This window comes from Bradyrhizobium shewense (assembly GCF_900094605.1).
GTDB classification, from domain to species: Bacteria; Pseudomonadota; Alphaproteobacteria; order Rhizobiales; family Xanthobacteraceae; genus Bradyrhizobium; species Bradyrhizobium shewense.
The window spans coordinates 159,714-171,982 of sequence record NZ_FMAI01000014.1 but is presented as its reverse complement, the minus strand read 5'-3'; the positions used below and the strand labels follow the sequence as shown (position 1 = coordinate 171,982).

At 62.6% G+C, this 12,269-nt stretch carries 13 protein-coding genes; 4 read left to right on the top strand and 9 right to left on the bottom strand.

From position 1 onward, the window contains the following. Nucleotides 1-126: 126 nt before the first annotated feature. Genes GA0061098_RS25600 through GA0061098_RS25570 form a run of 7 tightly spaced genes read right to left on the bottom strand, consistent with a single transcriptional unit; the run spans nucleotide 127 to nucleotide 6,629 of the window. Nucleotides 127-1,323: a phosphopentomutase gene (locus GA0061098_RS25600; RefSeq protein WP_091963025.1), complete on the bottom strand. Its 1,197-nt coding sequence runs from the start codon at nucleotides 1,321-1,323 to the stop codon at nucleotides 127-129. Next, nucleotides 1,311-2,264 (bottom strand): glycoside hydrolase 5 family protein, encoded by a 954-nt coding sequence (locus tag GA0061098_RS25595; RefSeq protein ID WP_018322032.1) that lies wholly within the window; start codon nucleotides 2,262-2,264, stop codon nucleotides 1,311-1,313. Before GA0061098_RS25595 ends, GA0061098_RS25600 begins: the two co-directional genes overlap by 13 nt. Further along, entirely contained in the window at nucleotides 2,264-3,028 is a 765-nt protein-coding gene (locus GA0061098_RS25590) for a TIGR04290 family methyltransferase (protein ID WP_091963023.1), read from the bottom strand. The genes GA0061098_RS25595 and GA0061098_RS25590 overlap by 1 nt, the downstream gene beginning before the upstream one ends. Further along, nucleotides 3,025-3,831 (bottom strand): sugar phosphate nucleotidyltransferase, encoded by an 807-nt coding sequence (locus tag GA0061098_RS25585; protein WP_018322030.1) that lies wholly within the window; start codon nucleotides 3,829-3,831, stop codon nucleotides 3,025-3,027. Before GA0061098_RS25585 ends, GA0061098_RS25590 begins: the two co-directional genes overlap by 4 nt. Nucleotide 3,832: 1 nt before the next feature. Continuing rightward, nucleotides 3,833-4,936: a CgeB family protein gene (locus GA0061098_RS25580; protein ID WP_091963020.1), complete on the bottom strand. Its 1,104-nt coding sequence runs from the start codon at nucleotides 4,934-4,936 to the stop codon at nucleotides 3,833-3,835. Continuing rightward, entirely contained in the window at nucleotides 4,933-5,529 is a 597-nt protein-coding gene (locus GA0061098_RS25575; RefSeq protein ID WP_091963016.1) for a histidine phosphatase family protein, read from the bottom strand. The genes GA0061098_RS25580 and GA0061098_RS25575 overlap by 4 nt, the downstream gene beginning before the upstream one ends. Beyond that, nucleotides 5,529-6,629: an inositol-3-phosphate synthase gene (locus GA0061098_RS25570; RefSeq protein ID WP_091963013.1), complete on the bottom strand. Its 1,101-nt coding sequence runs from the start codon at nucleotides 6,627-6,629 to the stop codon at nucleotides 5,529-5,531. Before GA0061098_RS25570 ends, GA0061098_RS25575 begins: the two co-directional genes overlap by 1 nt. Before the next feature lie 330 nt (nucleotides 6,630-6,959). Here GA0061098_RS25570 and GA0061098_RS25565 point away from each other — a divergent pair, with 330 nt between their 5' ends. Together GA0061098_RS25565 and GA0061098_RS25560 are read left to right on the top strand one after the other, a co-directional pair. Continuing rightward, nucleotides 6,960-7,247, top strand: a complete 288-nt coding sequence (locus GA0061098_RS25565) for a hypothetical protein (RefSeq protein ID WP_091963009.1) — start codon at nucleotides 6,960-6,962, stop codon at nucleotides 7,245-7,247. 14 nt (nucleotides 7,248-7,261) lie between these two features. Continuing rightward, nucleotides 7,262-8,176, top strand: coding sequence for a hypothetical protein (locus tag GA0061098_RS25560; protein WP_091963005.1), 915 nt, complete (start codon nucleotides 7,262-7,264; stop codon nucleotides 8,174-8,176). Nucleotides 8,177-8,182: 6 nt separating this feature from the next. Here the strand turns inward: GA0061098_RS25560 and GA0061098_RS25555 are convergent, their stop codons facing one another. Continuing rightward, entirely contained in the window at nucleotides 8,183-8,965 is a 783-nt protein-coding gene (locus GA0061098_RS25555) for a Crp/Fnr family transcriptional regulator (RefSeq protein WP_091963001.1), read from the bottom strand. A gap of 276 nt (nucleotides 8,966-9,241) precedes the next feature. Between GA0061098_RS25555 and GA0061098_RS25550 the strand changes: the two genes are divergently transcribed. Both GA0061098_RS25550 and GA0061098_RS25545 read left to right on the top strand, forming a co-directional pair. Beyond that, complete coding sequence (locus tag GA0061098_RS25550) at nucleotides 9,242-9,442, top strand: hypothetical protein (protein ID WP_091962998.1); 201 nt, start codon at nucleotides 9,242-9,244, stop codon at nucleotides 9,440-9,442. Nucleotides 9,443-9,503: 61 nt separating this feature from the next. Further along, complete coding sequence (locus GA0061098_RS25545) at nucleotides 9,504-11,306, top strand: SDR family oxidoreductase (RefSeq protein WP_129590922.1); 1,803 nt, start codon at nucleotides 9,504-9,506, stop codon at nucleotides 11,304-11,306. Nucleotides 11,307-11,394: 88 nt separating this feature from the next. Here GA0061098_RS25545 and GA0061098_RS46255 read toward each other — a convergent pair whose 3' ends face one another. Beyond that, the gene (locus GA0061098_RS46255) at nucleotides 11,395-12,258 is read right to left on the bottom strand and encodes an outer membrane protein assembly factor BamB family protein (RefSeq protein ID WP_488226173.1); all 864 of its coding nucleotides are present in this window, start codon (nucleotides 12,256-12,258) and stop codon (nucleotides 11,395-11,397) included. Between the last annotated feature and the right edge of the window lie 11 nt (nucleotides 12,259-12,269).

Genomic DNA, 12,269 nt, shown 5'->3' with positions numbered 1-12,269 from the left:
GACCCGCGCGCCGGTCACGTATGGACTCAGAAGCAATGCAAGGAATGTTCGTTCCTCGGAATTGTACAAACGAATATTTCTATAACCTGGATCAATAACCCAAGTGAATCGGTGTGCTGACGACGTCTAGAAATGCACCCCGTGAAGCGGCTGGGGCAGGTCAAGATGCCTTGCCGCGGTGGCGCCGATATCGGCAAAGCCGGCGCGGCGGCCGACGGGAGAAGAAGATTGCGTCGTCCAGGCCAGGATTGGCACCTGCTCGCGGGTGTGATCGGTGCCGCTCCAGGTGGGATCGCAGCCGTGATCGGCGGTGATGATGAGAAGATCATCGCTGCGCAATCGGGACAATAGTTCGGGCAGGCGATCGTCGAAGGCTTCCAGTGCCGTGGCATAGCCGGTAACGTCTCGGCGGTGGCCGTAGAGCGTGTCGAAGTCGATGAAGTTGGCGAACAGCAATCCGCCATCCGCAAGGCTCGCCAATCCCCTCAGTGTGGCATCGAAGAGCGCCATGTTGCCATCGCCGCGCAAGTTTCGCCTTGTCGCGCGATGAGCAAAGATGTCGTCGATCTTGCCGATGGTCACGATGTCACGGCCGGCGCTCGCGGCGTGGTCGAGGATGGTGTTTTCAGGGGGCAGCACGGAAAAATCGCGCCGGTGCGCCGTCCGCTTGAAGTCGCTCGCGCTTGTGCCGACGACAATGACGCGGCCGATGTTGAGGGGATTGATCAGTCGTCTTGCGATTGCGCAAATCTCGTACAGACGTTCGAGCCCGAAAGTCTGCTCATGCGCTGCGATCTGGAACACGCTGTCGGCTGAGGTGTAGCAGATCGGCATTCCCGTTCGCATGTGGCGCTCGCCGAACTCGGCGATGATCTCTGTACCGGACGCGTGGCAATCTCCATGGATCCCGGGTAGCCCGGCCTGATCGCACAATGCGTTCGTCAGATCCGCGGGAAAGCAGGGCTTGGTTCGGGGGAAATAGCCCCATTCGAACGGGACCGGCACTCCGGAGATCTCCCAATGGCCCGACGGTGTATCCTTGCCCTTCGAGATTTCGCTTGCGCAGCCAAATTGCCGGTGCTCGACCCGACCGTCCAGGCCCGGCGGCACGCGACCGTTAGCGAGGCTGCAGGCTTGGCCAAGGCCCAGCGCGACGAGATTGGGCAGATAGAGCGGACCCTCGCGGGCGTTGCTGTCGGCCCGCCCGGCCGCGCAGGCGTCCGCGATGTGACCGACGGTGTCGGCGCCATCGTCGCCATAGCGAGCGGCATCCGGCGCACCGCTGATGCCGACGGAGTCCATGACCAGGATCAGGGCACGCATGTTGGCTCTCTGATGGGAGGATCGGCCGATGCTGGCGAGGCGGCAAGACCGGTCTTCGAGCAGTAACGATCGACCATCGATGCGCAGAAATCGGCGAATTCATTGACATCGAGCGGCGGGCTGGTGTGATGCGGCTCGATGCCTCGATGCTCGGGCGTGAAGCAGAACGTGACGGTGACCTGAAATTCCGCCAGCGTCTCCATCTGGCGGTCGAACCAATCTAGCGCATTCGGACGGAAACTGTCAGCCCATGACAGGCCAGTCCTGAGATGGGTCACGCCGAGACGGCGCATCCATTGCACGGCATTGTCGAGGCGATGATCCTCAAAGTGAAACCACTGGCACAGCCCCATGGCCGGGGCATAGGCGCCGAACAGATTGGCGGCCGCCTTCGGCGTGCCATCCTCGCGCAGCAGGCCCATGTGGAAATGCCTGTAATAGGACGAGCCCTCAGCTTCCTTGTGCCGCGTCGTGGCTTCCCATGCGGAGGGAAGGTCATAAAGGCTGTACCAGTGAATACGCGGCGCGCGGCCGATCAGGAGCTCGGCGGTGCGCGACAGGCCCCAGGCCTGCACCTCTTCGGCGCCGAACGAGGAGACGCCGACCTCGGTGACCCAGACGGGAAGCGCGGTGACCGCCTTGATCTCCTCGATCTTGGCCGGCCACTCGCCGATCCGCCACAGGTTCCAGTCGAGCGGAAAGCCGTGTACGGCGACCGCATGGAAATGGTCGAGAACGTCGCGGCTCTGCATTTTGCGCATGAAGGAGGGGTCGATCGGCGAGATGCCGCCAAGCACGATGGGCAGTGCGGGCCGAGTACTGCGGATCGCCTTGCCGGCCGCAATGGCGAGGTCCGCGAACATGGACCAATCCGGATCGATCTGAAGATCCCAATGTGATTTGTTGTTCGGCTCGTTCCAGATCTTGGCGGCCTCGATCATCAGCTAGTACTCCGGGATGGATAGACGGGACCGTCGATTTGAGGCCGATCGGTTCGCCTGCAGAGGTAGACTTCCTCCTCCGGATGGGCGGTGATCGCGAAGCCGGCGCTGCGCAGCATGGCCTCAACGCAGGCCCGGTTCGGCACCCACCAATTGGTGGGATCGTCGGCATATTTGTGCTCGATGAAGTGCAGCTTGGGATAGCCGGCGGAATCGAACTGGTCGGTGGTCCAGAAATCGTAATTCTTGTCGATCGTATCGACATGGCTGGTGCCGCGCTGCATCGACTGGAACAGCAGGAGATCCGTGGCGACGTGCTCATGGATGAGATCCAGCGCCAGCAGCGGATGACGCAGATGATAGAGCACGCCCATGAAGATCACGAGATCGAACTTCTCGCGGAGCTGTCCGACGTCGTAGGTCGACATCTGGCGGAATTCGATCCTGAGGCCGTTCACCTCGGCGGCGAAGCGCGCCTGAGCGAGGTACTCCTCGTCGGTATCGAGGCCAAGCACGCGCTCGGCGCCCCGCCGCTTCATCTCCATGGCGTAGAAGCCGGCGTTGCAGCCGATGTCGAGTACGCTCTTGCCGTCGAGCCGGTCCGGTATGATTCCCGCGAAGCGGCGCCATTTCACGTTGGGATAGTCGCCCAGGAAGTGTGTGGGGGCGGTCGGCACACCGTTGAGGTCGAGATTGTGAAACCACGGCCCGAGCGCGTCGATGCGCCTGCGAATTTCCTCGCGCGTGAGTAGCGCTCTCGTCATGCAGTCGCTCCATTCTCCATTGCAGCGATCGGTCGAGTTCCATCCGCGACGCCAGCCCGCAATCTCGATCGACTGTCGGCGCCTGTGCTCTCCGCAAGGACCGCCATTGCCGTGCGATAGCCGCCGACGGTCCCGACATCGACATAGGACTCGCCTGCCTTGATCCCGATGCCACTGCCGCCGGCCTGGAGATAAGCATTGACCAACGTGCCGAAATATTCGTCCAGCTTGTCCCGGTCGATCCAGAGTGCATGCAGTTCGCGGAAGCCGTGGGCGGACATCCTGAACGCGCCCCAGATCCATCGCGATGTCGGGTTCGGCTGCTTGACCTGGATCTCCCGCACGCTGTCGCCGTCGAGCACGACGGCGTCGAAGAATTCCGGACGCTCGACAGGAAAGAGCAGGAAGGAGAGGTCGGCGCCGGGAAGCGCCTGCAAGGCGGCTTTCGGAAACCAGACGGTATCGGGCAGGCCGACGACGACGTCTTCATCATGGCCAACGACGGTGCCGGCCCTGAAGACGGCGTCGCACAGGCCGGAGGCGTCGGGCTGGACGACATAGGCGAGCTGGGCGCTGCCGTAGTGATCGCCAAAATATTCGAGAATGTCGGACTTGCCCGGCGAGATCACGAAGCAGATCTTGTCCGCGCCGCCGAGGATCAGGCGCTCCAGCAGATACTCGGAGACCGCGCAGGGCCGCTCGGTGCCATCGTCGCACCGGCTGCCGACGGGCAGCAACTCCTTGGAGAAAGCCAGCGGCTGGATACGACTGCCGCGGCCCGCGGCCGGAACGATGCCCCACATGTCAGGCCTCCTCGGATTGCTGGTAACGCGCGCCGCTGGATACCGCCTGCTCGAGCAGCGCCACCAGCTCGCGCGCCCGTTTGTCGGATGTGTGCTGATCCATCGTCCGCTCATAGGCGCGCCTGGCGATGGACTGGAGGTCGGTGCTCGACAGCGCCAACGCTGCCAAAGTGTCCTGTGCATCGCGGGCGATCAGGATCTCCCTGCCGGGCGTGAAGAACTCTACGATGCCTGGCCAATCATCGCTCAGGAGCGGGACGCCGCAGGCCGCCGCCTCGAACAGACGGCCGGAGGGGCACCAGCCCATCTCCGCCATGGCTTTGCGCGTGACGTTGAGGGTCATGCGTGAGGACGCAAAGAAAGGCGCATGCTCCGATGGCGGCAGATGCCGCACGAAGTAGATGTTGGGCGACCACGGAAAGTCGTCAGGATATTGTGCTCCACCGATCAGGAAACGCAGGTCTTGCCGCGCTCGCGCCGGTTCGACGAATAGCGCCTCGAGCCCGTGTTGGCGGTCTTCGGAGTAGGTGCCGAGATAGGACAGATCCGCGCGATAGTGCGGCTCGGACGGCACTGGGCGGTGAATATCGCTATCGACGTGGCCGTACAGGGGACGTATGTCGCGGGCCCCAAGCCGGTCGCGAAACTCCTGGACGACGCGCGGTCCGCCGGTGAAGCTGAGGACAAGCGCGAAGTCGCGTAGACCTCGCGGACCCATGTAGGGAACGGATTCTCCCGCCATGAGCCGCGCCAGCGTGATCGGGGTATCCAGATCATAGAAGACGGGTAAGGCGCGCCCTTCGGACATGATCAGGTCGGTCGCCGCAATTGCGTCGGGACAGTAGGACGTCACGATCGCAACATCGGCATCCGCGACGTCATTGCGGGCGAGGGAGCGGGTCTCCTCCCAATTCGAAAAAAGCCGCAGCTGCCCACCAGGCAATTCATTGAAGTCCCGGGCATCGGCATAATAGGGCACGTCGCGCTCGTAGAAGACGACGATGTGGCCGAGACGCGTCAGATGCTTGCAGAGGCCGCGCCAGAGTGTGGCGTGGCCGTTGCCCCAGGAGGACGAGATCGTCAGTCCAAAAATGACGATCTTCACGCCGGCACCCGCTGGTTGATCCCGGTAATCCTGAACCCGCCCTTGTCAGCGCTGAGAGTGCTGATGCTGGATGGATCGATCTCAATCGATAGGAAGTCGTCAAGACGCCTGCGTGCGTAATGCAGCAGCGCCGCACGGATCGGCTCGGCATGACTGACGGCGATGACGGCGCCAGTCGAATTGTCGTTGCGCAGTTGCTCCAAATGGCCGACGACGCGATTCTGGAGCGACCGCATGCTCTCGCCTCCGGGTGGGCGGGTGCTGCCGCGCCGCTTGTTCCAGCGTGACCATCGCGGATCCCTGCCGAGTTCCTCGAACGATCGTCCGGTCCATTCGCCATAGTCGAGCTCGTCGAGCGCGGGAACGATCTCGATCGCCGATCCGAAGTGGGCCGCAAGAATGGAGGCCGATTGCATGCAGCGCCGCTGCGGGCTCGACTGGATCAAGGCAGACTGCGGACTGACGTTGGTCGCACAACGCGCGACTTCCTCGCAACCGATGTCATCAAGTGTGACGCCGTTCATCCGGCCGCACAACGTGTGGCCGAGCAGGGCGTGGTGACCATGGCGGACAAGATGGATGATCCCGACCATTAGCTGTACGCCTTGCCGTCGATGAAGGCGCGCGTCCGCCGTCCAGCCTCTTCGTCGGTGAACTGCTGCGGCGGCGATTTCATGAAATAGCTCGAAGGGCCTGTCAGGGCGCCGCCCTGGCCCCGGTCCATGGCGAGTTTTGCGCAGCGGACCGCGTCGATCACGACGCCCGCCGAGTTCGGTGAGTCCCACACTTCGAGCTTGACCTCGGCGCTCAGCGGCACGCCGCCGAACGTCGTGCCTTCGAGCCGGATGAAGGCGAGCTTGCGATCGGTCAGCCAGGGTACGTGGTCGCTCGGCCCGACGTGAATGTTGTCGGGATCCATCGGGACGTCGAACTGGCTGGTGACCGCCTGGGTCTTGGATATCTTCTTCGAAGTCAGCCGCTGGCGTTCCAGCATATTCTTGAAATCGGTGTTGCCGCCGACATTAAGCTGATATGTGCGGTCTAGCCGCACGCCGCGGTCGCGAAACAGATTGGCAAGCACGCGGTGCAGGATAGTCGCGCCGACCTGGCTCTTGATGTCGTCGCCGATGATCGGAAGGCCGGCATCGTCGAACCGCCGCCGCCAGTCCGGATTTGAGGCGATGAAGACAGGGATGCAATTGACGTAACCGCAGCCGGCTTCGATCGCGCGTGCCGCATACCATTCGCTTGCGCGTTGTGAGCCGACGGGCAGGTAGGACACCAAAACGTCGGTGCGCGACATCGCCAGGACTTCCGAAACATCGGCCTCCGGCACGTCAGCGACCGGAACGTCATCTTCGAGATAATGACCGATGCCGTCCATCACCGGGCCACGTTGAACAACCACGCCAGTCTGATCGACATCAGCGAAGCGATGCGTGTTGTTTGGCTTGGCAAAGATGGCATCGGCGACGTCGCGCCCGACCTTGCTGGCGTTGACGTCGAAGGCCGATGCGATCTGGATATCGTTGATGTGGTACCCGCCGAGGTCGACGTTCATGAGGCCGGGCACAGGCTCGTTCGAATTGGCGTTCCGATAGTAGGTGAGACCCTGGACGAAGGAGCTTGCGCAGTTGCCGACGCCGACGATACCGACGCGTACGCGCCGCCTGTCCTGAAGACGGGAGTGCATGAACGAAAACCTCCGGAAAAACGCGTGGTGTCAGCGTAAGTAGGTCGGCGAACGTGCCGGAAGGTATGTTCGTTCCTGCGTCCAAGACGCTATGCCTGCTCGCGGATCGATTCCGGGCAAGAAAATGCACCGGGCTTAACCTGGGATAGAATCCGGGGCTGCATGAAAGGAACGAAGAGCATCTTGGATGAAGATGAAGAAGATGATGCCGGTCGTCTCGCATCACCGTGTCGCGCCGTAAAGAACAAATCTTGCCGACCCGCGTTTCACGGCAGATGGTTCGATGCGATCCCGTGACATTGCCGGACCTACCAACACGCGAGGTGCCGCATGACGTCCAAAACCCAGAGCAGCGAAGCCCAGCAGACCACCGACCACGCTGCGATCCGCAAATGGGTGGATGAGCGCGGTGGTCAGCCGGCGACGGTCAAGGCAACCGAGGAGGACGGGCATGCCGGCATCCTGCGTATCGATTTCGATCCGCCGGATGAGGGACTCGACCGTATCGGCTGGGACGAATTCTTCGAGAAATTCGATCAGGCTGATGTTGCCTTGCTGCACCAGGACCGGACCAGAGACGGCAAGCTGAGCCGTTTCCACAAATTCGTCCGCCGCTAGCCGTATCGCGGGCGATGGCGAACGATTGGGTGGAGGCGATGCGCGCGGGCGATTTCGCGCGCGCCTGGGCCATCAACGACCGCGATCTGGCAGTGCTGGCATATCCGCCAAAGCACACCGGCCCGCGTCATCTCCAGCGGATCTGGCGTGGAGAGCCGCTCACGGACAGGCACGTGCTGGTGCGCTGCTACCACGGGCTCGGCGACACCCTCCAGTTTCTGCGCTTCATGCAGCCTCTCCGCGACTTGGCGCGCAGCGTCACGGTCTGGTGTCAGGCCGGACTCTTGCCGCTGGTGGAGCGCACGACAGGCGTCGATCGCGCACTTGTACTCCATGAGGGGACGCCCGAAACAGATTTCGAGGTGGATATAGAGATTATGGAGGTACCGCACGCTCTCAAGGTCGGGCGAGAGCAAGTCGCGATGCCCGCGCCATATTTGACCCTGCCGGCGAGGAGCACGCCTGTTTCAGTCGACGGCGAAGTTCTGGCCGTCGGCCTGGTCTGGGAAGTTGGCCAATGGGACAAGCGACGGGCGATTCCGCCCGCAATGCTGCGACATCTCGCTGTCCCTAGCGTAGCGCTTCACTCGCTTCAGAGGGATGCGCCGGCTGAAGATCTCATCCGGATCGGCGCGTGCGACATCAGTACGCCGGACATCCCGACCCTCGGCCATCTTCTGTGCCAGCTCGATCTGGCCATTTGCGTGGATACCATGGTCGCACATCTCGCGGGCGCACTCGGATGCGAGGCCTGGGTGCTGCTGCACGCCGACTGTGACTGGCGGTGGCCATCCTCAGGGTGCCGCTCACTTTGGTATCCGAGCTTGCGGTTGTTTCGTCAAAAGGCGGCTGGCGACTGGGGCGCTGTCATCTCTGAGGTGGCCGAAGCATTGCGGGCGCGTGCGAATTGCAAGCAAAGGGTCGCATAAATACCGTTAGGCCGGCACGACGGCCGCTTTAGCCGATTCCAATTGGGCTGGCCGCGCGCTTTGATCGCGCGGCCGGACGCCAAGATAGTTGGGCTCGAAGCCTGCCAGCCGAACCAGCCCGGGCCAGTCCGAGATCACCAGAGTCTTGCCCTGCCATTGCAACAGGTTGCCCTGCCGTAGCTCCTGGATGGTGCGGTTGGCGTGGACGGGAGAGATGCTGCAGGCCGCGGCGAGGTCGGATTGGGTGAAGGGCGAAGACAACCGCAAATCCTTGGCGAGCCCGACATTTTGCAGTCGCGTGGTGATCTCGCAGAGCAGGTGGGCCACTCGTGTCAATGCATCCCGGCTGCCGAGGTTGATGGTCCAGTTGCGCTGTATGGCGTGGTCACGAAGCAGCATCAGCAGCAGGGTACGAGACAACGCAGGCGAGCGAGCTGATAGCTCGCGGAAGAAGCGATGTGGCACGAGCGCGACAACGGCGGGGCCGAGCGCAATGAGGTTGCCGTTGATGCGGGGCCGGTAGAGTGTCTGGAGGTCAGCGATGTCGCCGGGCACAGAGATCGATGTTATCTGCCCGTTTGCTCGCTGGGCATCCTGCCAGGACAGATAACCCTGGAGCAGCACGCAGCATTGATGGCTGTCGTCGCCGTGGCGCAAGATCGCCTGATGTGAATTGAGGTGCGCGATCGTGCTCGGCATCTCTGCCAGCAGATCGAGATCGTCGGCGGTCACGTCACCGAGACTCGCCAGGTGATCGGCGAGCCTGGAAAAAGCAAATCCAGTCTGCATTGGTCTTCCGATCGCCCGCGCCTCCACCAACTCTGATTCAAATGGAAAAGGGCAGGCAATAACCTGTGATACGGTCTATAGATCCATGCGTATGCATCGGCGGATACAAGTCGACCTTCGACGATCTTCAATGTTCCTACGGAAAGGAGATCACACTAGGAAGCCGCTGCAAACCGCGCGAAAATTTATCTACGGGTCGCTCGATCTTTAACAATGTTGAATCTCCCGCCGTCCCCGTTGCCTTAGTCTTGGGTCTTTCAGCTGGAGGCGGCTTCGATGTTCGACACCGATACGACGGCGCTTTTGCGCGCCGTGCTCGAGGAAGTTTGCAAAACCATCTTCCGTCGCGAGATTGGTGCCCGGACTCACGTGGCCTCGAAGCTTCTGGAAGCGGCGACAAGAGGACAGACCTCTCTTGACGACCTCAGGCAGGCCGGTTCCAGGGCTTTGTCCGAAGCCTCCGTCGCGCGGAGGTAAAGGTGAGAGGAACGAGCGTCCTATCCGGGGATTTGAGCAAGGTCTCCACCGGAAGACGCTCATGCACGAAGTTGATGCCGCCCCACTGACTGTTACCCTGACGAGGGCTACGGACGACATCTGGATCGCCGACGATGCACCCATCAGTGCAGCGGGCTTGCGCCTGCCTGTTCGCATGACGGTCATCCGGTTGTCGAACGGCGACCTTATCCTGCACTCGCCGGTGCGATATTCGCGAGCTCTGCGCGATGAGCTGGAACGTCTGGGTTCGATCGAATATTTGATGGCGCCGAACGTTGCGCATTGGACGTTTTTGCCTGCTTGGCAGAGAGAGTTGCCGCAAGCACGGACCTTCGCGGCGCGCGGAATTTCGGCGCGGAAGCAGGCACGCGAGGTCGGCCTTCGCATTGATCGCGAGCTCGGCGAGACCACCCCTGAAGAGTGGGCGGTCGAGCTTGAGACCGTCTCGTTGCAGGCCCCGATGTTTTCCGAGGTGGAGATATTCGACAAACGGAGCCGCACATTGGTCCTGACGGATCTCGTGCAAAATCTTGATCCTCATCATCTTCCTCGCTCGAATCAGGCCGCCGCAAGCCTGCTTGGCATCGCCAAGCCGGACGGGATTGCACCGATCTATTTGCGGATGTTGTTGCGCCTGGGCGGCCGTTCCGTCCAAGCCGCTGCAGAGCGGCTCGTGGGCCTTGCGCCCGAGCGGATCATTTTTGCCCACGGCGACTGGTTCGAAACCGGCGGCACACAGTGTCTCCGCCGGTCACTGCGATGGCTGCTTCCTAGGAGCACTTCGCGATCGCCAACCCGGTCAATGGCAGGCACGCGCGTGGTCATTACGGGGGCATCCAGCGGAATAGGCCGGGCTGCGGCGCTGGCATTTGCGCGGGAAGGGGCGAGCGTTGCGCTCGCCGCGCGGCGCGGCGAGGTCCTGAGTGGCCTAGCGGCGGAGTGCGAGGCGCTGGGAGGCCGCGCCCTGGAAGTCCCGACCGACGTCAGCGATGCCGAGGCGGTGCAGCGACTGGCCAGGCAGGCGGAGGACGCCTTCGGCGGGATCGACGTCTGGATCAACAATGCCGGCACGGGTGTGTTCGGCGCCTACCAGGACGCCGATCTTGCACTTCATCGCCGGACAGTTGAGGTCAATCTGCTGGGAGCGATGCACGGCGCCTTCGCAGTCCTTCCGATCTTCCTGCGCCAGAAGCGAGGCGTCCTGATCAACAATATCTCGCTTGGAGGATGGGCGCCGACACCGTTCGCTGCGGCCTATACCGCAAGCAAGTTCGGCCTGCGGGGATTCACGGCAAGCCTGCGGCAGGAGCTCGGGGCACATCCTCACATCCATGTCTGCGGTGTGTTCCCGGCGATGGTGGATACGCCGGGATTCGTCCACGGCGCCAACATGTCCGGGAAGAGGCTCGATCCGGGCCCATTGTTGTACCAGTCCGAAGACGTTGCCCAGACCTTTTTGAACCTGGTTCGCGCGCCGCGCGATGAAATGGCCGTCGGGTGGCCGGCCCGTGCCGGTCAGATGGCCTACGCCGTGGCGCCGAAGCTGACCGAGGATTTGCTCGGAGGCGCGTTCCGGTTTCTCTTGTCGCGCGCGCGCCGGGCTCCGATTAGCGAGGGAAGCATGATCGAGGCGTCTCCGCCGGGCACGTCGGTCGACGGGGGTTGGCTGGCGCGGAAGCAGCTTCCGCCGGCTGGGGTCATCAGCACAGGGCTAGTTGTGCTTGGAATAGCAGCGTGTGCGGCCATCGTAGCCTTGGCAGTTGCTCGTCCGCGCCGGCAGAGCGGGATAAGACGTCGCCGAGCATCCACGCATCGTACCGACGGGCATCATGGCAGCGCGTAGGCCCGCACGTAGGCGCCGAGCTTGGTGCCGAACGAGCCGTGCCCGCCATCGACCGTCATGACATATTGCTTGCCGCCTGCCTCATACGTCATCGGCGTCGATTGGCCGCCCGTCGCCGGCTTTTGCCGGGATAAAGATCGCGGGCGTGGTGCCGCCCATTCGAACGGAGATCGACCCGGCTCGGCTGCGAGGGCATGTCCATGTCCCAGACATCGTGATGCACGTTCTGGAATGACCAGCGCAGCTTCCCGGTCGTGATGTCGAGTGCGATCAGCGCTGAATCGTAGTGCTCCTTGTCAGGCGAACGGCCACCGCCCCAGATATCTGGAGAGCTCGAGCCGGGCGGGACATAGACGAGCCCGAGATTTTCATCGACCGCCGAGATGCCGTCGGCGTCACACCATTTCACGGCGAGCTCACCGTTCGGATCGGGATTGCTGGCGTCGAAGGCCCAGATCAGCCGCCCCGAATAGATGTCGAAGCCGCGGATCACGCCTGACGGGACCTTGTCGGAATAATTACCGATGACGGCACCACCGACGATCAGCACCTTGTCGGTCACGACGGGCGGCGAGGTACCCTCGTAGAAGCCGAGCGTCTGGACCTCGCTACCTTCCTTGAGGTCGATCTGCCCATGATCGCCGAAGCTGGCACAAGGCGAGCCACTTTGGGCATCCAGCGCAAACATCCGGCCGTCATTGGTCGGCACGAAGATGCGTTCCGGACAATCGCCTGGCGCCGTCGCGCAGTCGGCCGTCACGGCGCCCGGCTTCGTGGCGTGATAGGACACGCCGCGGCAGGTCATGTGCTGGAAGGCCTTGTTGTGCTGGACCTGTGGATCGAACTTCCAGCGCAACTGGCCGGTCGCCGCATCGAGCGCGAACACGATCTGGTGCGGCGAGCAGGTGTAGAGCAGATCACCGATCTTGAGCGGCGTTGCCTCGTTGGTGATCTCGTCGGGAT

Coding starts and splice junctions, on each gene's coding strand:
- GA0061098_RS25585 (WP_018322030.1), bottom strand. CDS start 3,831: ATGTGGGGCATCGTTCCGGCCGCGGGCCGCGGCAGTCGTATCCAGCCG.
- GA0061098_RS25600 (WP_091963025.1), bottom strand. CDS start 1,323: ATGCGTGCCCTGATCCTGGTCATGGACTCCGTCGGCATCAGCGGTGCG.
- GA0061098_RS25545 (WP_129590922.1), top strand. CDS start 9,504: ATGCACGAAGTTGATGCCGCCCCACTGACTGTTACCCTGACGAGGGCT.
- GA0061098_RS25555 (WP_091963001.1), bottom strand. CDS start 8,965: ATGCAGACTGGATTTGCTTTTTCCAGGCTCGCCGATCACCTGGCGAGT.
- GA0061098_RS25565 (WP_091963009.1), top strand. CDS start 6,960: ATGACGTCCAAAACCCAGAGCAGCGAAGCCCAGCAGACCACCGACCAC.
- GA0061098_RS25575 (WP_091963016.1), bottom strand. CDS start 5,529: ATGGTCGGGATCATCCATCTTGTCCGCCATGGTCACCACGCCCTGCTC.
- GA0061098_RS25560 (WP_091963005.1), top strand. CDS start 7,262: ATGGCGAACGATTGGGTGGAGGCGATGCGCGCGGGCGATTTCGCGCGC.
- GA0061098_RS25595 (WP_018322032.1), bottom strand. CDS start 2,264: ATGATCGAGGCCGCCAAGATCTGGAACGAGCCGAACAACAAATCACAT.
- GA0061098_RS25570 (WP_091963013.1), bottom strand. CDS start 6,629: ATGCACTCCCGTCTTCAGGACAGGCGGCGCGTACGCGTCGGTATCGTC.
- GA0061098_RS25550 (WP_091962998.1), top strand. CDS start 9,242: ATGTTCGACACCGATACGACGGCGCTTTTGCGCGCCGTGCTCGAGGAA.
- GA0061098_RS25590 (WP_091963023.1), bottom strand. CDS start 3,028: ATGACGAGAGCGCTACTCACGCGCGAGGAAATTCGCAGGCGCATCGAC.